The 23,813-nt window shown below is 38.8% G+C and carries 25 protein-coding genes; 10 read left to right on the forward strand and 15 right to left on the reverse strand.

Features of this window, described 5'->3' with window-relative positions; translation table 11 throughout:
* Positions 1–180: 180 nt before the first annotated feature.
* Positions 181–882, reverse strand: a complete 702-nt coding sequence (locus ACRCA4_RS08085) for a M48 family metallopeptidase (protein ID WP_433186679.1) — start codon at positions 880–882, stop codon at positions 181–183.
* Between the two features lie 120 nt (positions 883–1,002).
* Here ACRCA4_RS08085 and xthA point away from each other — a divergent pair, with 120 nt between their 5' ends.
* On the forward strand, positions 1,003–1,809 hold the full coding sequence (xthA, locus tag ACRCA4_RS08090) for an exodeoxyribonuclease III (RefSeq protein ID WP_433186682.1): 807 nt from the start codon (positions 1,003–1,005) through the stop codon (positions 1,807–1,809).
* A 25-nt stretch (positions 1,810–1,834) separates the two neighbouring features.
* Here the strand turns inward: xthA and yfbV are convergent, their stop codons facing one another.
* Positions 1,835–2,281 (reverse strand): terminus macrodomain insulation protein YfbV, encoded by a 447-nt coding sequence (gene yfbV / locus ACRCA4_RS08095; RefSeq protein ID WP_433186684.1) that lies wholly within the window; start codon positions 2,279–2,281, stop codon positions 1,835–1,837.
* Positions 2,282–2,792: 511 nt separating this feature from the next.
* Between yfbV and ACRCA4_RS08100 the strand changes: the two genes are divergently transcribed.
* From ACRCA4_RS08100 to ACRCA4_RS08110, 3 genes are read left to right on the forward strand one after another with little or no spacing between them, the layout of a single operon-like run.
* Entirely contained in the window at positions 2,793–3,293 is a 501-nt protein-coding gene (locus ACRCA4_RS08100) for a PTS glucose transporter subunit IIA (RefSeq protein ID WP_433186687.1), read from the forward strand.
* Between the two features lie 20 nt (positions 3,294–3,313).
* A complete protein-coding gene (locus ACRCA4_RS08105) occupies positions 3,314–3,670 on the forward strand; it encodes an ArsC family reductase (RefSeq protein ID WP_433186690.1) in 357 nt (118 codons plus the stop codon).
* A gap of 1 nt (position 3,671) precedes the next feature.
* Positions 3,672–4,355 carry a M15 family metallopeptidase gene (locus tag ACRCA4_RS08110; RefSeq protein WP_433186693.1) on the forward strand — a complete coding sequence of 228 codons (684 nt, stop codon included), beginning with the start codon at positions 3,672–3,674 and terminating at the stop codon, positions 4,353–4,355.
* Between the two features lie 3 nt (positions 4,356–4,358).
* Here ACRCA4_RS08110 and yejK read toward each other — a convergent pair whose 3' ends face one another.
* Positions 4,359–5,402: a nucleoid-associated protein YejK gene (gene yejK, locus ACRCA4_RS08115; RefSeq protein ID WP_433186696.1), complete on the reverse strand. Its 1,044-nt coding sequence runs from the start codon at positions 5,400–5,402 to the stop codon at positions 4,359–4,361.
* Between the two features lie 69 nt (positions 5,403–5,471).
* Here yejK and ACRCA4_RS08120 point away from each other — a divergent pair, with 69 nt between their 5' ends.
* From ACRCA4_RS08120 to ACRCA4_RS08130, 3 genes are all read left to right on the forward strand, one after another.
* The gene (locus tag ACRCA4_RS08120; protein WP_433186699.1) at positions 5,472–5,696 is read left to right on the forward strand and encodes a DUF1414 domain-containing protein; all 225 of its coding nucleotides are present in this window, start codon (positions 5,472–5,474) and stop codon (positions 5,694–5,696) included.
* A gap of 6 nt (positions 5,697–5,702) precedes the next feature.
* Complete coding sequence (locus ACRCA4_RS08125) at positions 5,703–7,220, forward strand: DUF3413 domain-containing protein (protein WP_433186702.1); 1,518 nt, start codon at positions 5,703–5,705, stop codon at positions 7,218–7,220.
* Positions 7,221–7,294: 74 nt separating this feature from the next.
* Complete coding sequence (locus ACRCA4_RS08130; RefSeq protein ID WP_433186705.1) at positions 7,295–8,134, forward strand: CvfB family protein; 840 nt, start codon at positions 7,295–7,297, stop codon at positions 8,132–8,134.
* Positions 8,135–8,181: 47 nt separating this feature from the next.
* Here ACRCA4_RS08130 and phrB read toward each other — a convergent pair whose 3' ends face one another.
* From phrB to dapA, 11 genes are all read right to left on the reverse strand, one after another.
* Entirely contained in the window at positions 8,182–9,630 is a 1,449-nt protein-coding gene (gene phrB / locus ACRCA4_RS08135) for a deoxyribodipyrimidine photo-lyase (protein WP_433186708.1), read from the reverse strand.
* Position 9,631: 1 nt separating this feature from the next.
* Positions 9,632–10,573, reverse strand: a complete 942-nt coding sequence (locus ACRCA4_RS08140) for a YbgA family protein (protein WP_433186711.1) — start codon at positions 10,571–10,573, stop codon at positions 9,632–9,634.
* A gap of 151 nt (positions 10,574–10,724) precedes the next feature.
* On the reverse strand, positions 10,725–11,021 hold the full coding sequence (ihfA, locus tag ACRCA4_RS08145; protein WP_433186714.1) for an integration host factor subunit alpha: 297 nt from the start codon (positions 11,019–11,021) through the stop codon (positions 10,725–10,727).
* 2 nt (positions 11,022–11,023) lie between these two features.
* Entirely contained in the window at positions 11,024–13,411 is a 2,388-nt protein-coding gene (gene pheT / locus ACRCA4_RS08150; RefSeq protein WP_433186717.1) for a phenylalanine--tRNA ligase subunit beta, read from the reverse strand.
* A gap of 15 nt (positions 13,412–13,426) precedes the next feature.
* Positions 13,427–14,407 (reverse strand): phenylalanine--tRNA ligase subunit alpha, encoded by a 981-nt coding sequence (pheS, locus tag ACRCA4_RS08155; RefSeq protein WP_433186720.1) that lies wholly within the window; start codon positions 14,405–14,407, stop codon positions 13,427–13,429.
* A 110-nt stretch (positions 14,408–14,517) separates the two neighbouring features.
* Positions 14,518–15,216 (reverse strand): DnaA regulatory inactivator Hda, encoded by a 699-nt coding sequence (gene hda / locus ACRCA4_RS08160; protein WP_433186722.1) that lies wholly within the window; start codon positions 15,214–15,216, stop codon positions 14,518–14,520.
* A complete protein-coding gene (locus tag ACRCA4_RS08165; protein WP_433186725.1) occupies positions 15,213–16,280 on the reverse strand; it encodes a DUF2066 domain-containing protein in 1,068 nt (355 codons plus the stop codon). The genes hda and ACRCA4_RS08165 overlap by 4 nt, the downstream gene beginning before the upstream one ends.
* Positions 16,281–16,294: 14 nt before the next feature.
* Positions 16,295–16,927, reverse strand: coding sequence for a YchE family NAAT transporter (locus ACRCA4_RS08170; RefSeq protein ID WP_433186728.1), 633 nt, complete (start codon positions 16,925–16,927; stop codon positions 16,295–16,297).
* Between the two features lie 115 nt (positions 16,928–17,042).
* Positions 17,043–17,759: a phosphoribosylaminoimidazolesuccinocarboxamide synthase gene (gene purC / locus ACRCA4_RS08175; RefSeq protein WP_433186731.1), complete on the reverse strand. Its 717-nt coding sequence runs from the start codon at positions 17,757–17,759 to the stop codon at positions 17,043–17,045.
* Positions 17,760–17,849: 90 nt separating this feature from the next.
* Positions 17,850–18,851, reverse strand: a complete 1,002-nt coding sequence (gene bamC / locus ACRCA4_RS08180; RefSeq protein WP_433186734.1) for an outer membrane protein assembly factor BamC — start codon at positions 18,849–18,851, stop codon at positions 17,850–17,852.
* Between the two features lie 86 nt (positions 18,852–18,937).
* Positions 18,938–19,819: a 4-hydroxy-tetrahydrodipicolinate synthase gene (gene dapA / locus ACRCA4_RS08185; protein ID WP_433186737.1), complete on the reverse strand. Its 882-nt coding sequence runs from the start codon at positions 19,817–19,819 to the stop codon at positions 18,938–18,940.
* A 183-nt stretch (positions 19,820–20,002) separates the two neighbouring features.
* Between dapA and ACRCA4_RS08190 the strand changes: the two genes are divergently transcribed.
* Positions 20,003–20,530, forward strand: coding sequence for a glycine cleavage system protein R (locus ACRCA4_RS08190; RefSeq protein ID WP_433186740.1), 528 nt, complete (start codon positions 20,003–20,005; stop codon positions 20,528–20,530).
* Between the two features lie 11 nt (positions 20,531–20,541).
* Positions 20,542–21,009: a thioredoxin-dependent thiol peroxidase gene (bcp, locus tag ACRCA4_RS08195; protein ID WP_433186743.1), complete on the forward strand. Its 468-nt coding sequence runs from the start codon at positions 20,542–20,544 to the stop codon at positions 21,007–21,009.
* 65 nt (positions 21,010–21,074) lie between these two features.
* On the opposite strand, the gene ACRCA4_RS08200 is transcribed toward bcp, so the two are convergent.
* Positions 21,075–22,151, reverse strand: a complete 1,077-nt coding sequence (locus ACRCA4_RS08200; protein ID WP_433186746.1) for an AI-2E family transporter — start codon at positions 22,149–22,151, stop codon at positions 21,075–21,077.
* A 207-nt stretch (positions 22,152–22,358) separates the two neighbouring features.
* Here ACRCA4_RS08200 and ACRCA4_RS08205 point away from each other — a divergent pair, with 207 nt between their 5' ends.
* The gene (locus ACRCA4_RS08205) at positions 22,359–23,807 is read left to right on the forward strand and encodes a M48 family metalloprotease (protein ID WP_433186749.1); all 1,449 of its coding nucleotides are present in this window, start codon (positions 22,359–22,361) and stop codon (positions 23,805–23,807) included.
* Positions 23,808–23,813 lie beyond the last annotated feature (6 nt).

The following is a 23,813-nucleotide window of genomic DNA, read 5'->3' on the forward strand; positions in this document are numbered from 1 at the left end:
GCTTAAAATAAACCTCAGGGAAAAGCAAAAAGCGTATAAACATAAACTAAGTAAAAATAAATTGAATCTTTTGCTATTAACCAAGTCTATTTACAAGTAGTAATACATAATCTCCCTTTTGATGTCATTATTTGTCGCCAATACCTAGTTGGCGACTTTTTTTATCTTTTTTTATCTCAGTTATAAAGTCAATTTATGTTGATGTTGCTTTAACCACTGTTTAGCAGCTGAAACATGTTCACAATACGCTGCGACTAGTGACCAAAAATCAGTAGAATGATTCATATGTTTCAAATGACAAACTTCATGAACGACCACATAGTCTGCCACCCAGGATGGCGCCATTAACAAGCGCCAATTAAAACCTAAGCGACCATCTGAGCGACAATAGCCCCATTTGCTTGACCAGCAACCAATAATAATAGAGTTTGATTTGACATTTATCAGAGCCTGCCAATGTTGTACTCTAACTGTAAACCAACTCAGGGCTTCTTGTTTATACCAATCAGTAACTAATTTTTGCTGCATCAGATGTACCCGTTCAGGTTTAACTCTAGAAGAGATACTAAGAACAAGCTTATCTTGTTGGCGTCGTATCTGACTGTGCTTAGCTCGTTGTACTTCCAGTTGCAGTCTTTGCTCAAATAGAGGTAAACGTTTTTGCTCTAGCCAATTAGGGCTAGTTTGTGCTGCACTAAGCTGAAGTTTTTCAAGGATCCATCGTTGTTTGTTTTGTAATAAAGCCTCTATTTCACATTGAGTTAAGGAAAGAGGAGCCCTGACGATAACCTTGCCAGACTTTATTTGAATAGCAAGGCTTCTTCTTTTGCTGTAATACAATTCATAGTCAAAAGCTCCTGCTTGGAGCAATAATCCAGACATCTTTGGCCTCAAATCGTTACCGCTTAATATCGGCAGTTAATGCATTGTGCCATAGCGCAACATAAAGTGTTATTATCCTTATTATTTTGTATTATTTTAATAAGTAGGAACAACGTAAACATGAAAGTAATATCGTTTAACATCAATGGAATACGAGCAAGACTTCATCAGCTGCAAGCACTTATAACTAAACATCAGCCAGATGTAATTGGCCTGCAAGAGATAAAAGTGCATGATGATGTATTTCCGTTAGCTGATGTAGAAGCGATGGGCTACCATGTCTATCATCATGGTCAAAAAGGCCATTATGGTGTCGCAATATTAAGTAAAGAGCCAGCACTGGCAATGCAATATGGCTTCCCTACTGATGAAGAGGATGCCCAGCGCCGAATGATTATTGGTCGTTTTTCTATGCCGGATGGTCAAACTGTAACAATTTTGAATGGTTACTTTCCACAGGGCGAGAACCGCGCCCATCCAACCAAGTTTCCAGCCAAAGAAAAGTTTTATCACGATTTGCAAAATTACCTTAACAGCCACCATACTCCTGATGAGTTATTGGCTGTCATAGGTGATATTAATATTTCTTCAATAGATCTAGATATTGGTATTGGTGAAGCCAATGCAAAACGTTGGCTTCGTGAAGGCAAGACTTCTTTTTTACCTGAAGAGCGCGAATGGCTTAAACGTTTAAAAGATTGGGGGCTTAGCGATACTTATAGAAACTTACACCCAGATGTAGCTGATAAATATAGTTGGTTTGATTACCGTTCAAAAGGCTTTTTAGATAACCGAGGTTTAAGAATTGATGTCATTCTAGCAACAGAGTCACTAGCAAAACGTTGTATTGAAAGTGATATAGACTATGAATTACGAGGTATAGATAAACCCTCTGATCATGCCCCTATTTGGTCCGTATTTAAGTAGTAGCCAAATATGATAAAGCCTTTATTTATATCCATTCACGAATAAAGGCTTTATCTAATTGAGCATAAGCTTGCTGCAGCACTTTAGCTAAGTCACTATATTTACCAGGCTGTTTAAAAGTAGGTAAGTCGAGACCATGTTGACTCATCGCATGACAAATTTGTTTTAACCAAGCCGAATGAGAAGACACTAACTTCGTTTTAGAGCGCACTCCTAACCAATATAATCCCTGTAAAGGCACACTTGCAATAAGTAGCATCATAGCTAAAATCTGTGGCAAAAAATCACTACCAAGCAAGTTATACTGAATATAAGCTGTGGCGACTGCTAATATAGGTAAATAGCGTCGACTAAAATTAGTAAGTAAGATAACTTTATTTTCAGGAAACAAACTGTTTAACTCAGGCTTAACTGGCCATTGTTTGCTGTAAAAGTGGCCCCGCTTAAGTATTGAGAATATCGACATTATCATAACAACTCCATTAATTTTGCTTTTAACATACTAGGATGTAACTTTAGACAAAGTGTCATTTTAACTATAGATAACATGACACATGAACATAGCCATTTATCAGAAAAAAACAGCACTTTAACAATATCTTTTACAAATCAGCAAATATAAAACTGACTAAGTACTGCTTTTAAGGCTTATTTAGCTTAAAACAGAACTAACAAATATTGTGCCACAAGCACTATATTTTAATAAACAACAACTTAAATAACTTAAACATTCTTACTAACAAACTTATCCACAGAAATTGTGGACAAGTTAAAGCTAGTAGATATCGCTAACTAGCTTTTTTCACTCAGATTTAACTTATTAAAATACTGCTTTTAAAAAGTTTACAGCATCAAACAAGTAAATAAGTACATTTTCTGAAGCCATAGCAATGAATGTCGCTGAAAAATGATTAAGACTTCATGAAGACAACTGATCTACAGTATTGTACAGTAACTAGCAATAAAGAAGGAAAGTCTGAATTATGGTTACGACGCAATTACAGTGGCTGCCTCATTTAAGGGAAACCCGCGGAATAGGTATTAAAAGCCCCGTTGGTGGTGATATTTGTTCGCTAACAGAGCACCCAGATCCCTTATATAGTGCTATGTACTTAGAGCAAGCGTTGTGTATAAAGTTGCAACAAACTAGTATTAAAGCACCATTTAAAGGGAATTTAAGCTTTAGCCTACAAGGTAACCGCAGATTGTGTTTTAAACATAAATCAGGCATTAGCGTGCAATTAGACTTACCCCTTGCTTTATTTGAGCAACATGCCAACGCACTAAGGCGCTTGAGTATAAGCCCTCTGGAGGTTACAGCAGGCCAAGAGGTAATATATATAGAGCCGCACTGGCTTAATTCACAGCAACCTTTATATTGCACTTTAGCGCTATTACCCCACCCTATGATTAAAGCATTATTTTGCTCTGAACGTAGGGTGATCGCAGCACAAAATGCGGTAATGATTATTCAAACTCACTAAAACTGGAATTTATGGCAATTATGACGACTAAAACAATAATGTATGGCATCAAAAACTGCGACACCATAAGAAAAGCTCGTAATTGGTTAACAGAGCACAATATAGATTTTGATTTTTTTGATTATAGAAAAGATGAATTAACTCTGGAACAACTAAAAGCATTTTCTGCAGCCTGCGGTTGGAGTAATTTACTTAATACCAGGGGCACAACTTATCGTCAGTTAGCTGCGCAAGACAAAGAAAACTTAGATGAAAACAAAGCACTGGCATTAATGTTAGCACAACCCGCTATGATTAAACGGCCATTGGTACACCATAAGGGTCAATACCACCTTGGTTTCAAGCCCGATCAATATCAGGATATTTTCAGCATTTAACATGAAATCGGAAGATAGTTTAATAGCCTGTATAACGGGACTGTCAGAGCAGCATTTAGTCCCTCGGCCAGATGGGTTTAAGTTACACGCTAAAGCCTCTGAGCAATTTGATGCCATGGCCACAGCAGCAGCAAAAGAGGGAATTAAATTAACAATAGTCTCAGCGTTTCGCTCATATCAGCGTCAGGCACAAATTTGGCAAGCTAAGCTTTCAGGGCAGCGCACAGTATATGATTTAAACAACCAGCCCGTTTGTCTTGAGAGTTTAGATACCAAAGCGAAACTTGATGCTGTATTGCTGTTTTCAGCTTTACCTGGCGCAAGCCGACATCATTGGGGAACAGATATTGATCTCTTCGATGCACACGCAGTAGCGAATGATTATCAACCTCGCCTTGAACCAGCAGAATATCAAATTGGTGGACCATTTTTTGCCATGACTAAATGGCTAGAGCAACATGCCAGTTGCTTTGGTTTCTTCATGCCCTATAAGCATTACCAGCAAGGTGTCGCAGCTGAAGCTTGGCATATCAGTTATGCCCCTGTTGCTGATCAATATCAGCAACAGTTAAGTTGTCAATTACTCGCTGAGTGCATTAAACAAAACCCAATTGCAGAACAAGAGGCTGTATTAACGCATTTAGCCGAAATTTATAAACACTATGTCCAGAATATTTGCCGTTAATCTTTATTCATCTTTTGTTTTATGTTCAAAAGATGAATACCCCTGAACAAAGCGTTGTAGTTGATCTCGTAAATTTGGTGGGGTACCTTTTATTAATAACGTATCACTATGTGCGTCATACTGAACTCTATCGCCTAGCAGCTTCTGCTCAAAACTAAGCGATACTCCGCCCCCTTGCCCTGCAAATTTGACTAAATTTTTTAACTCTTTAACTTCTACAGGAAATTTTTCTTCTACAGTAAGCTGCTGCTCTTGGCAGTAACGCATAAAACCTTGTTGTTCTTGCTCATCAACAACGGCAGATAGCTCCGATAACACAACCTCTTGGCCGGACTTAGCCCGCTCTTCACAGTAGGCATAAACTTGTTTTCGAGTATCATTTTTTTCAGCCTCATCAAACTCAGCTGCACTAAAGTACTCTTCAACAGACGCCAGCACCACTTTGCTATTTGCCTTAGCATCGGCACCTTCTTCACAACCTAAAAAGTCTAAGAAAAAATCAGCAACTTTGCGCCCTGCTCTGCCACGTATAAAACTTAAGTAATTACCACTTTGAGCAGAAGTTTGATAAGCCGTTAAATCAATTCGAGCGGCTAATTGCATTCTAGCAATATCAAGATGACGAGAAGTAGCAAGCTCTAACTCATCACTTAAAGCAAAGTGATCTTTACTGCCTAATAAGCAAAACAGTAGATAATCGCTAGCTAAATAGCGGTAATGACAAATTAAAAAGTAGCCATGCTCTGGTAATTTGTGAGTCATTAACTGCTGCTCTAACTCGGCAGTTGCTGCATTAGCTAATAAAGTAAAGTCGCTGGTTTGCTGTAGCCAATCATTTAATGCCGTAACAACTTGCTGGGGATTTTCAGCATTAAATACCGCATAGCCTTTTGCCGGTTTACCATTATAAGCTAGATGTAACTGCTCGATTAAATGGCTAACTGCGATGGTCGGCTCGACTAAAGAAGCACGGTAATGCGCCTTACTTTGCGCTTGATCATCCAGTTCAATATGATTTATAGCCAACTGTTTTACTTCGATTGACATAACTTTTCCTGTTTAAATTGAATTCTGTTACTATTCTATCTGTTTAATCATTAAAACTTCAGGTAATTCATGGCAATTGTATCAAAGTATTCCACAGCTAAAATCGAAACTTTAGTAAATCAACTGTTAGACGTGTTACATGCAGAAAATGCGACGACTGAATTAAGCTTAATGTGCTTAGGAAATGCGATAAGTCATGTTGTAAATAGCAGTGTGCCGTCAGCCCAACGTGAAACAGTAGTAAAGCATTTTAACCAGGCTCTGGTTGATTCTATCACCAGCAAAAGTAAGTAAATCATTATGGTGTTAGAGCAAAATGTATCTTTAGTAAAAAAAGTAAACCGACTACTTAATTGGGGTCACTGGTTTAGTTTTTTTAATATTCTCCTGGCATTAGCCATAACGTCAGTTTATTGGCTTGCTGAGCCTGCTCCAACATCTGTGATCGGCTGGGCCTATTTAGTACTGAACTGGATTGGCCATACAGCCTTTCTTTGTTTTATGTTTTTTATATTAACAATTTTCCCCGTATCCCTTGTATTTCCCTACCAAAGACACGTGCGAGGAATTGCTGCCGCCATTGCAACTACAGCATTTGTGGCACTCATTTTTGATGCTTATGTCTATAAAAGTCTAGGCTACCATATTGGAGCAGCCTCACTTGAACAAACAATCGATTTATTAAGACAACAAGTTGTTACTAACTTAAGAAATTTTATTATTATTGTTATTGCTGTCGGCGCTTTATTATTTGCTTTACAATTAACTCTCAGTAACTTTTGTTGGAAAAAAATAGAGCGTTTAAAGCAGTCAGGTTTTGCTCAGCCATTGATGCTGCTATTGGTCGGCAATTTTATGCTAAGCCATATAATCCATATCTATGCTGACGCTAACCTTAAGTGGGATGTGACAAAACAAGATAATGTCTTACCTTTGTCTTACCCAGCTACGGCTAAAACATTTTTAGCCCGCTATCAGCTAGTTGATTTAACCAAGCGTGCCCAACGTCAACTAGATAAAATGACAGTACCGGATACCTATCCAACCAACCAAGCTTTGCAGTGCTCAGCCTCAAAGGCAAAGAAAAGTGCTGTTTTAGTTATTAGCCAAAGCCTTGGTTTGTCACAGCAACAGTTTTTAAAATCACAGCAGCTAAAGCCTATTGAACAGCATTATGCACCGGTAAAAACGACTGAAGCTTTAGTAAATTTATTATATGGTCAGTTCTATTATAATCAAAACCAAGTTATCAGCTTAGCTTCAAAGCCGGCATGGTTAACACAGCTACCTGCTAATACATTAACGATAAATAGACAAAAAAGTACAGAAATCACCACATTACCTTGGTTAACTACATTCTCTACAATGACTGATTTTGCAATAGTATTCGATAACCACTTTGAGAAAAACTGGGAAGATTATCAAAAATTTGCAAATATAATCGTATTACAGTTAACAGCTGAGCACGAAAAATTTAGCCCTGCGCCATCACCTGTCTGGACCAATTGGAAGCAGCTAATTAAGTTACAACACCATGAAGTTTCACAACATCTAGATTGGCTTCCTACCTTGCTTACTCAAGCTGGATGTAATAGCGATCACAGTTGGCTTGGTGATAATTTACTGCAACCGAGCAAACTGCCTAAACTATTAATTAGCGATCAGAAGATTATAAGTTTTAAAAAAGATAAAATGGTAATTCTGCGTGAAGATGGCAGTTATGGTGTCTGGTCGGCAGGCACGCTATTACCCTTAAATGAAAAGCTTGATTTACCTATGTTAACCGATGCACTAAAACGAATTGAACATGATAATTAAGCAAGCTAATAAAAAAAACGTTACAATAGCTAATATTACCAACGCCTGTAATTAGGCTTTTAATTGGATGCAATATGTTAGCTCTTGGAAAAATAAATCGCCTTAGTGTTAAGAAGCAAGTTAAGTTTGGCTATTACCTTGATGGCTTAAGCTGGGGCGAGATTTTACTCCCCAATAACGTTGTACCGGCTAACTTAGAAGTTGGTCAGGAACTAGACGTTTTTCTATATTTAGATTCAGAAGATCAATTAATAGCGACAACTGAAAGACCGAAAATTAAAGCAGGTGAAGTTGCTTATTTACCCGTAGTCGCGGTAACGAAAGTGGGTGCTTTTGTTGATTGGGGCTTAAAGAAAGATTTACTAGTGCCGTTTAGTGAACAACAAATCCCTCTGAAGGAAGGCCAAAAATATCTGCTCTATTGTTATGTTGATGTCAGCAATAGAATCGTCGCCTCGACTAAATTAGATCGTCATTTGCATAAAACCCCTGCTAATTATAAAGTTGGTGATCGAGTTGATATTATTATTAGCGAGCAAACTGATTTAGGTTATAAAGCCGTTGTTAATCAAACCCATTGGGGTGTGCTATATAAAAATGAAGTTTTTAAACCGTTACAACGCGGTGATAAAATGTCAGCTTATATCGTTAAAGTTCGCGATGATGACAAAATCGATTTACGCTTATCCTCAGCTACCTTTAAGCAAGCCCAACAATTAACTGACAAAATTTTGCATCGTTTACACCAGAATAATGGCAAGCTTGCTTTAACTGATAAAAGTTCGCCAGAACTCATTTACGAAGCTTTTGGTGTAAGTAAAAAAGCTTATAAGCAAGCTATAGGTGTACTATATAAAGCCAAGAAAATTGTTATTTTTGAGCAAGGCATTATTCTTACGCCAAAAGATAACTAAATTTATATTAGTGCTAGTCACTGCGCTAAACTAACTTTAGCGCAGTGTTAATCTTTACCCTGTTTAACTTCGGCAAATAGCGCTAAGGTAACTTTACGTGCTTGCGCATGATCCACAATCGGTTTTACATACCCAGCATCAGCAACAAGCTGACTATATTTATGTGGCCAATGGATCGTTTTAGCATCAAACTTAGCAAGTTCAGGAATGTATGCACGAATAAAGTCACCGTTATGATCGAATCTTTGACTTTGAGTAACCGGATTAAAAATTCTAAAGTAAGGAACGGCATCGGTCCCTGTTGAAGCTGCCCACTGCCAGCCACCATTGTTAGCTGAGAAATCACCATCAATCAGTTTTGACATAAAATAACGCTCCCCCCAGCGCCAATCGATATGTAAATCTTTAACTAAAAAGCTTGCTGTAATCATCCGCAGCCTATTATGCATCCAACCTGTTTGATTAAGCTGCCGCATAGCCGCATCGACAATGGGGTAGCCAGTATTCCCCGAGCACCAAGCATGAAAAGCGCCTTTATCTTTTGACCAAGATATAGCATCTGTTTCAGCTTGGAAGGCTTGATGCTTAATTAAATTTGGATAAGCCACTAAGATATGTTTATAAAATTCACGCCAAACTAATTCTGACAACCACACCTCTGCGCCTGTTTTATCAAGCGCCCAGGCATCTGGAGCTTCAAGCTGTAAGCGGGCAACGCATTGTGCAGCAGAAATCGCCCCTACCGCTAAATAAGCTGATAGTTTGGAGGTGCCTAAAACGGCCGGATAATCTCGTAGCTTTGCGTAATCAGCCACGGTTTGCTGACAAAAACTGCGTAACTGCTGAATAATAGCAGCCTGCTCTACAGGCCAAGCTTTTGAGCAAAGATCACCAGCATTCATTGCTTTAAATCCTTTTAATGTCAAGGATTTAACGGGGAATACATTCTGTGTAATAACCGCTGGCTTAGCTAAACACTGCACCCCTTGCTGAAAAAGTACTGACAACCATTTTCGTTTAAAAGGCGTAAAGACTTTATATACCGCTCCTTGTTGATTCAAAATACTGCCTGGTGGCATAATACATTGACTATCAAAACGAATAAGTTCACTATCGGCTTGAGTTAAACAAGCTTCAACTTGGTTGTCACGCTGGATTTCATCAATCTCATAGTCAGTTTGAATAAACACTTTTAATTTATATTGCTGAGTTAACTGATTAAAAATTTCAACCACAGCGTGATAGTCAGTTCCCTCAACCGCCAGCATTGTAAGGTTTATCTCAGCAGATTCTTGCTGTAAACAACTCACACGGCGCCGGATAAAGTCTTGCTTAATATCTGCCATATTATGCTGCTGCCAAGTAACAGGCGTAGCAATAAATAACCCTAGAACAGCTGCATCCTGCTGCTTAGCATCCTCGATAGCACTGCTTAGCGCTTTGTTATCAACTAGCCGTAGATCGTTTCTAAACCAAATAACATTTAATTTTTTCATTTTAAGCCCGTAAACCTAAACTCTCAGGGTAAGGGTCAAAATATCGCTGCTCTAACAAATACTGATTCGGGTGCAAAGTTAAGTAATGTTTTAATAAAGTAATAGGCGCTAATAGCGGCACATAGCCTAAGCGATATTTAGTAATGGTCTCTGATAATTCTTTTTTTGCTTGTTCATTTAAAACGTGTTTTAAAAAGCCTTGTAAATGCTGCAACACATTAGTGTGATTTTTACGGCTAGATAACTTTTTAAGTGCATTCATAAAATCAGTTAAATAGCGTAACTCTAATTCTTTTGCCGAAAACAACTTAGCTTGTGCTACCAAACGCCCTAGCTCTCTGTAAGCGACTGGATGATGCGCTAAAACTAAAAACTTATACTTAGTATGAAACTTAACTAGCTTACCCACAGTAAAGCCATCGAGCATTGTTTGCTGGTAATCATGACAAGCAAATAATCGCGTTATAAAATTTTCTTTAAGTTCGGCATCAAATAAACGGCCATCCTCTTCAACTGGTAGCCAAGGGTAACGTTGCATAAGCGCCTTTGTGTACATGCCAACGCCAATTTTGCCTAACTGATGGCCATTGGCATCAAATAAACGCACTCGTTCCATGCCGCAACTAGGTGATTTAGCACAAACAATATAACCACTTAAAGCTGTCAATTGTGGTAGTTTTTGCTCAATAAATGTCTGCATTTTTTGGGTATGATCAATACTTGGCTCTTTGCTACGCACTAAGTGAACTTGCTCTTGATGATCTAACTGTAAACGAATAGCAGGACGAGGAACAGGCATCCCAATAGCCACCTCTGGACAAACTGGAATATACTGAACATGATCAGATAATACACTAGTACAAAAAGCAGACGCTTTATGGCCACCGTCAAAACGGACTTTATCGCCTAAAACACAAGCGCTAATACCAACTTTTATTGTCATATCTATCTCTTAATTTATTTGCTTAGCTTTTATATGGTTAAAAGCAGAACTTGGATCAAATAGCATAGCAAAAAGATTATAATTCTTTTAAAAATAAAAAACGGCAGCATAGATCCCCATGCTGCCGTTTTTATTTTAATTTATAAAGAACTTATTTTTTACTTGTACCAAGCTCAACCCGTGACTTTAATTTTTGCCCTGGGCGAAAAGTAACCACACAACGTGCAGAGATTGGAATATCTTCGCCCGTTTTAGGGTTACGTCCTGGTCGCTCATTTTTGACTCTAAGATCAAAGTTACCAAAGCCCGATAACTTAACCTGCTCACCAGACTCAAGAGCCTGACGAATTTCTTCAAAAAAAGCTTCTACTATAAGTTTAGCATCACGTTTACTAACACCAAACTTTGTGAATAATCGTTCTGATAAATCGGCTTTGGTAAGCGCCATCCTTAATCCCTCAACGTTGCGTTGAACTCTTCACCTAGCGCACTAACTACTTGATTTACAAGCTGTTGGATATCTCTATCCTCCAGAGTACGTGCTAAGTCTTGTAACGTAATAGCAATAGCTAGTGACTTCTCACCGTCTGCTACACCACTACCTGTATAGACGTCAAATAACTTTAGGTCAACTAATTGATTTCCGCCAACTTTTTTTATAGTAGCAGCAATATCAGCAAAACGCACTTTTGAGTCAACAACTATTGCTAAATCGCGACGATTTGCAGGATATTTAGAAAGTTCTTGCGCTTGTACTATGTTGCGTAAACCTAAGGCAGCTATTTCTATTTCAAATAGGAAGGCTTTACCTTTAACGCCAAGTTTACGCTCTATCTCAGGATGTAAAGCACCAAGTTGGCCAACTAAGGTATCACCACGATAGATTGCCGCTGTTTGCCCAGGATGTAACGCGCTAAGCTCACTAGTAACAAAACGGAACTCAGCAGCTGCAGAAGTTAGCGACAATAAAGCTTCAACATCCGCTTTTATGTCATAGAAATCTGCAGCACGTTGCTCAATATTCCAGTGTTCATCATTTAATGCACCAACAATTACACCACCTAAGACTTCTGTTTGACGCACTCCGCCTTCAGCTGTGGCGTCAGGAGTAAATTTCAATCCATATTCAAATAAACGGATCCGACTTTGTTGACGGTTCTGATTATATAATACGGTTTGCAATAAGCCTGGCCATAAGTTTAAGCGCATTGCCGACATATCGGCTGAAATAGGGTTAGGTAATACCAAAGCGGCCTGCTCTGGAAATAATCGCTGTTGTATTTTCGGGTCAACAAAGCTATAAGTTATCGCTTCTTGATAGCCACGATCGACTAATAAGCTACGCAACCTATCAATATTCATTTCAGCTTCGTTAAAACGACGCATTTTTAGTGCAGCTTGCGGCGCAACATTAGGAATATTGTTATAGCCATAAACGCGGGCCACTTCTTCAATTAAATCTTCAGCAATTTTCAAATCAAAGCGGTAGCCTGGTATAGTTACCAGCCAGCCATGCTCGGTAACAGTAACGTCTAAGCCTAATCGAGTAAATATAGCTGTAACATCACTATTATCTAGGCTAATACCTAAAATACGCTCAAGCTTAGCTGATGTTAATTCAATTGCTGGACGATTAGGTAACTTGTCTTCTGCTACGGTTTCGACAACCGGCCCGGCTTCACCACCACAAATTTGCAGTAACAACTCCGTTGCACGCTCTATAGCGACTCTTTGTAGCTCTGGGTCAACACCTCGCTCATAACGGTGTGATGCATCTGTATGCAATCCATATTGACGCGCTTTTCCAGCTATGGCTAAAGGTGCAAAAAAGGCGCTTTCTAAAAACACATGTTTGGTACTATTCGTGACACCGCTATGTAAGCCGCCAAAAATACCCGCCATTGCGAGTGCTTTTTCACTATCGGAAATAACTAAAGTATTGGCATTTAGCGCCACTTCCGTTTCATCTAATAAAACAAGCTTTTCATCTGTATTAGCCATTCTTACATTAATATCACCGCTGATATTATCAAGATCAAAGGCATGCATCGGCTGGCCTAACTCGAGTAATACATAATTAGTAATATCAACAACAGCATCAATGCTGCGAATTCCACAGCGGCGTAATTTTTCAGCTAACCAAAGCGGCGTAGCAACAGTCACATCCACATTACGAACCACTCGACCTAAATAACGTGGACAAGCGTCAGAGGCACTTAAAGTAATGGCTTTAGTTTCTGTAATTGTAGCTGCTACTGTAGACCATTTTGGCTCGGTAACAGACATCTTATTTAATACAGCTACTTCGCGTGCCAAACCTTTAATGCCTAAACAGTCAGCACGGTTTGGTGTTAAATCAACCTCAATGGTTTTATCATTAAGTTGTAAATATTGACGAATGTCTTGACCTAAAGGCGCATCAGTAGGTAATTCTAAAATACCATCAAAATCATCATTAATACCTAGCTCAGAAAATGAGCACAGCATGCCATTTGACGGTTGACCACGTAACTTGGCTTTTTTAATTTTAAAATCACCAGGTAATACAGCCCCTACTGTCGCAACGGCCACTTTTAAGCCTAAACGACAGTTTTTAGCACCACAAACGATATCTAATAATTCATCACTACCAATATTTACTTTAGTAACTTGTAGTTTATCGGCATCGGGATGTGGACCACACTCTACAACCTCACCGACAACTACACCGATAAAATCACCCGCAACAGGCTCTACACCGTCAACTTCTAATCCTGCCATAGATAACTGTTCAGATAAGGTTTCGGTATCAATAGCTGGGTTAACCCATTCGCGTAACCAGGCTTCACTGAATTTCATTTATACTCGCTCCACTTATCTAAACTGTTTTAAAAAGCGTAAATCATTTTCGAAAAAGGCACGTAAGTCTGTTACGCCATAACGCAACATAGTTAAGCGCTCAACACCCATACCAAAAGCGAAGCCACTATACACTTCAGGATCAATACCTACAGAGCGTAAAACATTTGGGTGTACCATGCCGCAGCCTAACACTTCTAACCATTTACCATTTTTACCCATGACGTCGACTTCAGCTGAAGGCTCGGTAAAAGGAAAAAAAGACGGCCTAAAGCGGACTTGCAAGTCTTCCTCAAAAAAGTTTTGTAAGAAATCATGCAAAATACCTTTTAACTCAGCAAAGTTAACATTGGTATCAACCATTAAACCTTCAACCTGATGGAACATCGGCGTATGGGTTTGGTCGTAATCATTACGATAAACACGCCCTGGTGAAATAATGCGTAGTGGCGGTTGCTGCTGCTCCATAGTACGAATTTGCACACCTGAAGTTTGAGTGCGCAGCATCAGTTTCGGATTAAAATAAAATGTATCATGATCAGCGCGTGCGGGGTGATGCTCAGGAATATTTAATGCATCGAAATTATGAAAATCATCCTCAATTTCTGGACCGTGCTTAATATCAAAACCTAACTCAGAAAAGAATGCTGATATACGCTCAATTGTTCGCGTTACAGGGTGTAATCCACCCGCTTGCATCATACGGCCAGGTAAGGTGACATCAATTTGTTCTTCTGCTAACTTTTGTGCTAACAAAGCATTTTGTAATGCATCACGCTGCTGATTTAATGCAGCTTGCACCTGTTGCTTAACGTCATTAATTTCTGCTCCGGCCTGCTTACGCTGTTCAGGTTCCATTGCACCAAGTGATTTTAATAATTCAGTAATGCTGCCTTTTTTGCCCAGAAAATCGACTCGGATCTGTTCCAACTGTGCGATATCTTTAGCGCCGGCAACGGCCTGTAAGGCGTTTTCCAAAATTGCTGTTAGGTTCATTTATATCCTCAGAGCAGCGAGTGTGTTCAATTAGTATAAAACCGCCAATTATACACCAGAATAACTACTAAGCGCAGGTTTTAGCAGCATATTATCGCTTTATTGATTAATTAACTTAGAATTTCTTTAATAAATGGGATAGTCAACTTTCGTTGATGGATTAAATTAGCTTTATCGAGCCGATCTAATATTGCAACTAAGGCTCTAATATCACGACTTTGGTGATTTAATAAATACCGAGTTACTTCAGCGGGCAGCTCCATACCACGAAGACGCGCTTTTTGTTGTAGCAATTTTTGCTTATCTTCATCAGTTAGCAACCGAAGCTGGAAACTAGTGCAGGCCTGTAAGCGCGAAACTAAATCTGCCAGATTAATTCCTAGCTGCTGGGGTGGAACATTCCCGACAATAATCAAGGCCTTTCCTTGCTCAACCATCCGATTATATAAATCAAAAATTGCCGTTTGCCAGTTCATATCACCAGCAATTGCCTGAATATTATCTAGGCAAACTAAATCTAATTGCTCCAAGTCATCTAAAAGTCGCGGGCTTAACGAGCGATAATCTTCTAAGGTCAATAATTGACTGGTTAAGCCCTGCTCTTGTGCTTGTACACAAGCGGCATAAAGTAAGTGCGATTTACCACTGCCACTGGCACCGAACAAATAGATTGGCGGCTGACCAGCCGCTTGTTGTAAGTAACGCTTTAAGAACACAACGGCAGCAGTTTGCTCTGCAGCATAGAAGCTGTCTAGCGTTTCATCATCCGGTAGTGTTACTGCTAAGGTATACTGTAAAGGGGGTATCAAGGTCGTATATATCTGAAAGTTGCTAAAGTAGGCATAGCACCGTTATTAAGTGCTAATTGTACTTCTGTAGGTTGTAATTTAAATTGTTTATTAAACTTTAATGCATTTAATAAACGCTCATTTTCAATAGAAGTATTTAAGCTAAATTTTGCTTTACCTTGATAATAATGACTTATAGTTACTTGCGACACACCTATAATTTTTTGCAGCAATTGCTGAACGTTCACGGCATCGGCTATTGAAGCTACTGACTCAACCTCGATAACCACTTCACTCGCTGCTTGCTCTGATAAAACGCTAGCATATTTTTCCGCCAGTTGTTGTGCCAGCTTAATTGCAAACTCTTGCATTAAAACAGCTTCATTTTGCCCAACAATATGCTCTCGAATAATACGACCATTATCTTGACGCTGCCAAGTTAACCGCCACTGAGCTAAGTTTTCTTCGTGAACTTTATCTATAGTCGCCGCAATAACAATATCCGCATTGTATCTATTACTTGCCTGATTAATTTGCTGCCAAAATCCTGCCCAAACATCTGAGACTGAAATATTGATTAAGTCATCCATGTCGTAAAGAGGCAGCATAAAAGGTAAGCCCGCTTGCTTAAAAGCTGAACTTAACTGTTTAATTAATTCATTATTCGCATCCGTAATAAACTCGCGTTGGCCGCTATTTTGTTCTACTAACCAAATTAGTGTATCCGGGCGTAACTCGCCCCAAATAGCCACATCAGCTTGTTGCAATAATCGATTAACTCGAGTTGCATCTAAAACCACTCGAGTCAAATTTTCATCATTTAAACGTACTGATGTAAACTGTTTTATATAAGGTGAAACCTGATTAAATTCAGCTTTAATAACTGGATGCTCCGCAACATCTGCGCGGCCACTTACTCTTATTAATACTTGCTCAAGAGCTAATTGCTGCCAATTAGACGCTGAACTTCTGACATCGGCTTGATATAAATTCTCTACTTTCGCAGCATTAGCCACGGAGCTATAGCTACAAAAAAACAACATAAGGCCAAGCCATAGACCATTAGTTTTCATTAATTTTATCATCTAATATTTTCCATTTAAGCTAATACTGGAAATATTCCTTTTAAGCCGGCGCTAATAAACTCAATAGCAATAGCCGCTAATATTAACCCCATAACACGAGTAATAATATTCATACCAGTTTGACCTAATCGAATAGCAATTTTAGCAGCCAAGCGCATTAACAACCATAGAATTAAACCTATTACACATAATTCTGCTGACATAATAGCGTAGTGTAAAACACCATCACTGCGATTAGCATATAAAATCGTGGTACTAATTGCACCGGGTCCAGCTAACATAGGCATGGCTAATGGCACTATTGCTACTGACTTACGATGCTCTGCTTCTTCACGCTCTTCATCTGTATTTTTTGCATTACTGGTTTGCGCATACAGCATTGAAATTGCCATCAATAGGATTAAAATACCGCCGCCGACACGGAAGGAGTTAACCGAAATACCAAAAAAGCTTAAAATGACCTCACCAAAAAATAGCGTGATAAGTAAAATAATTGTTGCTGCTTTAGCTGCATTAGCAGCCACCGCACGGCGTACATGCTTAGTGTCATTTTGGGTTAATGATAAATATAAAGGCAATGCACCAAGTGGGTTCATTACAGCGAAAATACCGATAAAAATTTTCAAATAGTCTTGAAGCTCGAGCATAGATAGTCCTTTCATTTAACCAAGCTCTGTTTGCTATAGCCAAGCTTGTATTATTCACGCTTATAATTACTGCTAAAAATAAAGCCACCTTAAGGTGGCTTTATTTCAAGTTTAGCTAGTCTATACGGACACCTAAGCGTTGAGCAACCTCTTCATAGGCTTCAACTACACCACCTAAACCTTGGCGAAAGCGGTCTTTATCTAGTTTTTTACGCGTTTCTTTATCCCACAGACGACAGCCATCAGGAGAAAACTCATCACCTAGCACTACTTCACCATTATATAAGCCAAATTCTAGCTTAAAATCAACAAGTAACATGCCTGCTGCATCGAATAGCTCAAGTAAAACTTGATTTGCTTTCATGGTTAATTGTTTCATGGCTGCTAATTGTTGTTCAGTTGCCCAGCCAAAAGAAACCGCTAATGATTCATTAACCATAGGATCATGTAATGCATCATTTTTTAAAAACAACTCAAAAGTAGCCGGTTTTAACTCTTCACCTTCGGTAACACCTAAACGTCGCACTAGTGAACCCGCAGCATAATTTCTTACTACGCATTCAACAGGGATCATATCTAGTTTTTTAACTACAACCTCATCATCGCTTAGTAACTTTTCAACTTGAGTAGGGATCCCTGCAGCTTCAAGCTTTTGCATAATGAAATAATTAAATTTATTATTTATCATTCCTTTACGATCAAGCTGCTCTATACGTTCACCATCAAAAGCAGATGTATCATTACGAAAGTGTAAAATTAATAGGTTTTCAGCAGTGGTGTTATACACTGTTTTAGCCTTACCACGGTATAACTCGGTTGTCTTTTGAACCATTTTAAACTCCAGCCGTGCAGCACAAAATTAAGCCGCAAAGTATAAAGATCTTTACTCGTTATTCAACTGACATTTACTGTCAATTACAATTTATAATTCAATTCTCGTATTTTTGATTGCAGTAACAAAAGATGGATACAAGCCCAAAACTGCATCAGCACTTAAAACTTCACCATCTTTATCTTTAAACACTATTGCGGTTCCTTGATCTTGCTTGGCTAAAACCACTTGATACTCACCTGCATTAAGAGGCAGTTTTATCTCAGCTTTACTATTCCATAATGAAGACCAAAAACTTGGTTTCTCATTTTCATAACGAACAAAGTAGGTAGATTTAGACCGGTCTTTATCAGTGACATTTAACTGCAGAGCTTCAAAAATTCCTTCTAATTGCGACCAGGTTACATCAAGCTTTTGCGGGGTAATTAAAGCTGCATTACCTAGCTTATCTATACCAGGTTCTAAATTAACCTCAGGCGCTTTAGCTCTATTTTTTTGGCTAATAATGATTTCTTCTTTGCTAACTCGATCAATTATACTGTTTAATAACGCAACTTCTTGAGTCTTGCGAATATGATCAGTTAACTTCGCTTTAGAGCTAAAATACTCGTGTTCAAGCATTTTCACTTCTAAGTTTGCAGAGCGGCCGTGGGGCTTAGCATCAATAGTAATGGTATATCGTGCTCGCTCCGCCACACTATTATTAGACCAAAACCAGAATCCCTCCTCCACATGTGTATTTATCCAGCCAGTAGTATAAATTAAATTAGCATCATCTACCGCTGTAAGATCCACATTTTGCTCGGCAAACTGTTTTTGTAACACCTGTTGTAAAAATGAAATTAAATCGCCGGTTACATCAGTGCGGTCGAAACGAACTCGTGCTTGCTTTTCGCCTTCGTCCACTCTACTACTTTGTGCTGTGGGTAAAATAAGTGAGGGTGAGCGATCGCTTATAGTCGAAGCTGTGTTGCTCCCCATTGGCACATCGTACTTTCCAGGCTTAGCTGGAGGAGTTAGATCTTCAGGAACTTTTAACTCTGCAACTTCTATGATCGTATTTGTATTATGTTCTTGCTCCGATGAAAACATTGAACATCCACTTAAACATAATGCTAACGCTAAACTACTTTTGGCCAAATAATGCACTTAACGACTCCTGCGTATTAATTAAGGTGCTACAGCTGGATACCAGCTAAATTTAATGCTTGTTCGATAACAGCACCATGAATAGGTTCAAGTGGCGTTAATGGTAATCGCATCGTATCAAATTTAATTAGCCCCATTTTATGCAACGCCCACTTTGTTGGAATTGGATTTGCCTCAATAAATAATTGCCGATGCAAACCTTGTAAGGTTTTATCTAAAGTGTAAGCTGCTTCAGCCTCATTAGCAGTAGCGAGTTTACACAACTGAGCCATTTGTTTCGGCACTATATTCGCCGTAACAGAAATAACACCATGGCCACCTTGAAGCATAAATTCGGCAGAAGTCTCATCATCGCCTGATAACAAAGCAAAATCATTAGGACATAATGATTTTAACTCAGTTAAACGACTGATAGATCCAGTTGCTTCTTTGATGCCAACTATATTTTTAGTCTCAGATAAAGCTGCAACTGTTTTTGCTTGTAAATCTGTGCCAGTACGACCAGGTACATTATAAAGTAAAATAGGTTTATCAGTTACTGCTGCAATAGCATTAAAATGCAATATCATACCATGCTGCATAGGCTTATTATAAAACGGAGTTACAGATAAAAAACCATCTATTTTAAGTTTATCTAGGGCTTTAGTTCGCTCAATCGCCTCTGAAGTCGCATTTGCACCATTACCAGCAATAATAGGAATTCTGCCCTTAACTTGCTGACACACGTGCTCGATAACCTTTACTTGATCAGCAAAAGAAATCGTTGCAGCTTCACCTGTTGTGCCCATAATAACAAGGCCATCAGTACCATTCTCTAAATGAAAATCCACTAGCCTTTCTATGCTGACATAATCGATATTTCCTTGCTGATCCATTGGTGTGATCAGTGCAACCCAACTACCCTTAAACATACTTTATGTTGCCCTAGTATAATAACAAGTTGCCTATGTTAAAGAGACACTGCTCCAAACACAAGAATACAAGTTTGGTTCTACGAACTTGATAGAAACAGATGAAATTTTATTGCCCTATGTTACACTCTTCAGCTGCATTTATCCCTGTCTTTTTTGGTTTGTAGCAAAGGTTTTAGAAACATGGCCCAACAATTAGTTGTTACCGCTATTGGAGCGGATCGTACAGGTATTGTCAGTAAAATCGCCCGTTTAGTAACGGATTGCCAATGTAATATTATAGATAGCCGCATGGCCATTTTCGGCGCTGAGTTTACATTTATACTGCTTATTTCTGGTGATCTTAGTGGTATCAACCGCGTTGAGCATTTATTGCCTAACTTGGGCTTTGAGTTAGATATTACAACAATGACCAAGCGCACAAGTGCTCATCAACAGCGTCCTGTCGCTGCTTATTATATCCTTGACTACAGCGGCCCAAACAAAGTTGGCACTCTTGGCACAATAACGGGATTTTTAGCCAGCCGTGAGGTGTATATTGGCTCTCTACAATCAGAGGTACGTACACATCAACAAAACAATGCTGAAATGACTCATACCGTTATGACATTAGAGTTACCAACCAGCGAATCTCCAGAAAAGATTATTGAAGATTTAATGGCGCTACTTGAACAGATGAGTTTAACAGGTACAGTACAAGCACAAACTTAATAGGAGTAAGCATGTCACCACTAAAAGCTGGCGAGAAAGTGAATGATTTTTGTTTGATAGATCAACAGCAACAAGAAGTAAGGTTATCAGAGCTTTTAAATAAACAACGGGTTTTAATTTATTTCTACCCTAAAGCCATGACCCCAGGTTGCACGGTACAAGCTGGTGCTTTACGTGATCACATAAAGCAATTACAGCAATATAATGTTGTACCCGTCGGCATCAGTCCTGACTCAAGCGAACGCTTAGCTAAGTTTACCAAACGTGATGAATTAAATTTCACCTTACTTTCAGACGAAGACCACGCGATAGCTGATGCCTTTGGCGTTTGGGGTGAGAAAAAATTTATGGGCAAAGTGTATGACGGTATCCACCGCATGAGCTTTTTAATTACACAAGATGGTACTGTTGAGAAGGTATTTAATAAATTTAAAACAAAAGAACACCATCAAGTCGTTCTTGATTACCTTGCAGATTAATCAATAAAGGTTTCAAACTACTTGAGCAATTCGCTAATGTACAAATGAGCATTAGCGAATTTAGCTTAACTCTGAGCAGTTTCTTCAATAACATTTATTCGTGTTGACCAAGCTTTTATGGTTGCTTTAACCAATGACGCCAAAGGAATTGCAAAGAAAATCCCCCAAAAACCAAACAAGCCACCAAAAAATAGTACTGCAACAATAATAAATACCGGATTTAAATCAACAGCCTCAGAAAACAACAAGGGAACTAATAAATTACCGTCTAATGCCTGTACTATGCCATAAGCTAACATCAAATAGCCAAATTCTGGCGTAAGCCCCCATTGAAATAATGCTACTAACGCTACCGGTAAAGTGACTACTGCAGCACCGACATAAGGAATTAAAACTGACACTCCCACTAATACGCCAAGTAATAGCGGATAATTTAAACCAAAAAATGCAAATACAGCGTAGCTAGCTGCACCTACAATTAATAGCTCTAACATTTTGCCTCGAATGTAATTCATAATTTGCACATTCATTTCATGCCAGACTTGGCTTATCAACTTACGCTCATTAGGTAATAGTTGCACAAAACTCGCTGTGAGTGTCGCTTTGTCTTTTAACATAAAAAACACCATCAAAGGCACTAGCACTAAGTAAATAAGTAAAGCGACTAAGTCAACTATAGAAGCTAACGATAATGACAGCATACTTTGGCCAAAAGCCATCAACCGCTCATCAACTGAATGCATTATTAAATTAATTTGTTCAGTGCTTATCATATCTGGGAAGCTTGCAGGTAATTCTAATAGGTAAGTTTTGCTCTGTGCTAACATCTGCGGAAAATCACGGAGTAAATTTCGAGCTTGATACCACACTAATGGAATAATCCACATCAAAATTAAACAAGCAATACCAACAAAGCTTGCAACTACAATAATGGTACTAATGGCGCGCGATAAACCTAAACGCTGAAGTCTTATTACCGGCCACTCCAATAAGTAGGCAAATGTAATAGCAACTAATACCGGAGCAAGTATTCCACTTAACCAATAAATAGATAAAAATACAATTAGTAGCAACAAAAATAACGTTACCACTTGAGGATCAGAAAACTTATTTACGTACCACTTTTTTAACCAATCCAACATCTTTTAGCTCCACGCCTAGGTATTTTGTAAAATGTTTTAAGTCAGCAAGTATAGCGAAAATATAATATAAACTAGCGCTTATATATCTGTACTATAAAAATTTATGATAGATTACCATGTCAGAGGCTATGGAACTAATAGCAAAATACATTGCCATAGACGATAGCGCCATTTTGAAATGTAACTGGGACGACTCTGGTACCTCTTATGAAATTATTTGTAGTATTCAAACCTTGGATCCTTTGTTTGTTAGCTATAAGTTGTTATCACAGTACAACCTATGCTTATGATAATTTACCCAGTCTTGGTGGTAACGCTTTTAGTGAACTGACACCTGAAAAAGAAAAGCAGCTTGGCGATATTATGATGCGGCAAACCCGTGGTCAGTTGCCAATGGTTTACGATCCTTTAATGGACGAATACATTAACGCCTTAGGCAACAAAATGGTCGCCCGTGCCAACGATGTTAATTTTCCATTTAAATTTTATTGGATTCAAGATAAAAATATTAATGGTTTTGCCAGCCTAGGCGGCAACATCGCCTCACATACAGGCACTATCGCAATTGCAGAGAGTGAAAGCGAATTTGCCTCTGTTATCAGCCATGAGATTGCCCATGTTACACAACGACATATTGCTCGTTATGTGGAGGCCCGTAGTCAACAAGCACCGCTAACCTTAGCAGGCCTTCTGGGCGCTATTGTATTAGCCACAGTAAACCCTGAAGCAGGGATGGCAGCAATAGCCGCTACACAAGGTGCAGCACAACAAAGCGCTATTAACTTTACCCGCAGTAATGAACAAGAAGCGGATCGTATTGGTATGCAAGTGTTAGCAGAATCTGGCTTTGATCCTTATGCGGTACCCGATTTTTTCCGTAAATTGACAGAGAAAAGTCGCTTTGTTAATCAACAATTGGCTTTTCTACAAACTCACCCATTATCACAAAGCCGAGTCAGTGATACCCGTTTACGTGCAGAGCAGTTTACTAAGCGCTTTGTGCCAGACAGCCAAGATTTTACTTTAGTTCAAGCTAGAGTCTTAGCCCGTTATCACTATGATAAACAGCACAGTGAGGCTTTATTTTTAAAAAAGTTAGGCCAACCAGGCGGAAATACAAAGGCAAATCAGTATGGTTTGGCCATTGCTCTGCTTGATAATAAAAAACTTGCTGAGTCGCAAGAGATAATAGAAAAGTTGCTGCTGGACGATAAACATAATCTATATTACATCGATGTTTATACCGATATTCTAATTGCTCAAGGCAAGCACCAGCAAAGTTTAGATATGCTAGAAAAAGAGTATCTATTAAGGCCTAATAATCAGGTTGTTACTTTAAATTATGCTAATGCAGCTATGAGCGCAAAAGCCTACCGGCTAGCTATTCACTTATTAAAAACACTTCTTTTTTATAAGGAAGATAATATACTGGCTTATGGCATGCTAATTGATGCCTACCAAGCAATGGAAGACTTACCTAGATTATATGAAGCTCGCGCTAATGTGAGTTATCAGTTAGCTAATTACCCTAAAGCTATTGATTATATTGATGAAGCTATAAATTATTTACAGCCTGAAGAAAAGCTTGAAGCTCGCCGTTTAGTGGCAAAGAAAAAACAATTACAAGCAGAATATAGCCGTATACAACGTATGTAAAACGGT

It is taken from the genome of Rheinheimera sp. WS51 (assembly GCF_050936095.1).
In the GTDB taxonomy this organism is placed as follows: Bacteria; Pseudomonadota; Gammaproteobacteria; order Enterobacterales; family Alteromonadaceae; genus Alishewanella.

Bases quoted from the DNA above. Each gene is read 5' to 3' on its own strand.
- ACRCA4_RS08085 (WP_433186679.1), bottom strand. From the start codon at position 882: ATGTCTGGATTATTGCTCCAAGCAGGAGCTTTTGACTATGAATTGTAT.
- xthA (WP_433186682.1), top strand. From the start codon at position 1,003: ATGAAAGTAATATCGTTTAACATCAATGGAATACGAGCAAGACTTCAT.
- yfbV (WP_433186684.1), bottom strand. From the start codon at position 2,281: ATGATAATGTCGATATTCTCAATACTTAAGCGGGGCCACTTTTACAGC.
- ACRCA4_RS08100 (WP_433186687.1), top strand. From the start codon at position 2,793: ATGGTTACGACGCAATTACAGTGGCTGCCTCATTTAAGGGAAACCCGC.
- ACRCA4_RS08105 (WP_433186690.1), top strand. From the start codon at position 3,314: ATGACGACTAAAACAATAATGTATGGCATCAAAAACTGCGACACCATA.
- ACRCA4_RS08110 (WP_433186693.1), top strand. From the start codon at position 3,672: ATGAAATCGGAAGATAGTTTAATAGCCTGTATAACGGGACTGTCAGAG.
- yejK (WP_433186696.1), bottom strand. From the start codon at position 5,402: ATGTCAATCGAAGTAAAACAGTTGGCTATAAATCATATTGAACTGGAT.
- ACRCA4_RS08120 (WP_433186699.1), top strand. From the start codon at position 5,472: ATGGCAATTGTATCAAAGTATTCCACAGCTAAAATCGAAACTTTAGTA.
- ACRCA4_RS08125 (WP_433186702.1), top strand. From the start codon at position 5,703: ATGGTGTTAGAGCAAAATGTATCTTTAGTAAAAAAAGTAAACCGACTA.
- ACRCA4_RS08130 (WP_433186705.1), top strand. From the start codon at position 7,295: ATGTTAGCTCTTGGAAAAATAAATCGCCTTAGTGTTAAGAAGCAAGTT.
- phrB (WP_433186708.1), bottom strand. From the start codon at position 9,630: ATGAAAAAATTAAATGTTATTTGGTTTAGAAACGATCTACGGCTAGTT.
- ACRCA4_RS08140 (WP_433186711.1), bottom strand. From the start codon at position 10,573: ATGACAATAAAAGTTGGTATTAGCGCTTGTGTTTTAGGCGATAAAGTC.
- ihfA (WP_433186714.1), bottom strand. From the start codon at position 11,021: ATGGCGCTTACCAAAGCCGATTTATCAGAACGATTATTCACAAAGTTT.
- pheT (WP_433186717.1), bottom strand. From the start codon at position 13,411: ATGAAATTCAGTGAAGCCTGGTTACGCGAATGGGTTAACCCAGCTATT.
- pheS (WP_433186720.1), bottom strand. From the start codon at position 14,407: ATGAACCTAACAGCAATTTTGGAAAACGCCTTACAGGCCGTTGCCGGC.
- ACRCA4_RS08165 (WP_433186725.1), bottom strand. From the start codon at position 16,280: ATGATAAAATTAATGAAAACTAATGGTCTATGGCTTGGCCTTATGTTG.
- ACRCA4_RS08170 (WP_433186728.1), bottom strand. From the start codon at position 16,927: ATGCTCGAGCTTCAAGACTATTTGAAAATTTTTATCGGTATTTTCGCT.
- purC (WP_433186731.1), bottom strand. From the start codon at position 17,759: ATGGTTCAAAAGACAACCGAGTTATACCGTGGTAAGGCTAAAACAGTG.
- bamC (WP_433186734.1), bottom strand. From the start codon at position 18,851: ATGTTTTCATCGGAGCAAGAACATAATACAAATACGATCATAGAAGTT.
- dapA (WP_433186737.1), bottom strand. From the start codon at position 19,819: ATGTTTAAGGGTAGTTGGGTTGCACTGATCACACCAATGGATCAGCAA.
- ACRCA4_RS08190 (WP_433186740.1), top strand. From the start codon at position 20,003: ATGGCCCAACAATTAGTTGTTACCGCTATTGGAGCGGATCGTACAGGT.
- bcp (WP_433186743.1), top strand. From the start codon at position 20,542: ATGTCACCACTAAAAGCTGGCGAGAAAGTGAATGATTTTTGTTTGATA.
- ACRCA4_RS08200 (WP_433186746.1), bottom strand. From the start codon at position 22,151: ATGTTGGATTGGTTAAAAAAGTGGTACGTAAATAAGTTTTCTGATCCT.
- ACRCA4_RS08205 (WP_433186749.1), top strand. From the start codon at position 22,359: ATGAAATTATTTGTAGTATTCAAACCTTGGATCCTTTGTTTGTTAGCT.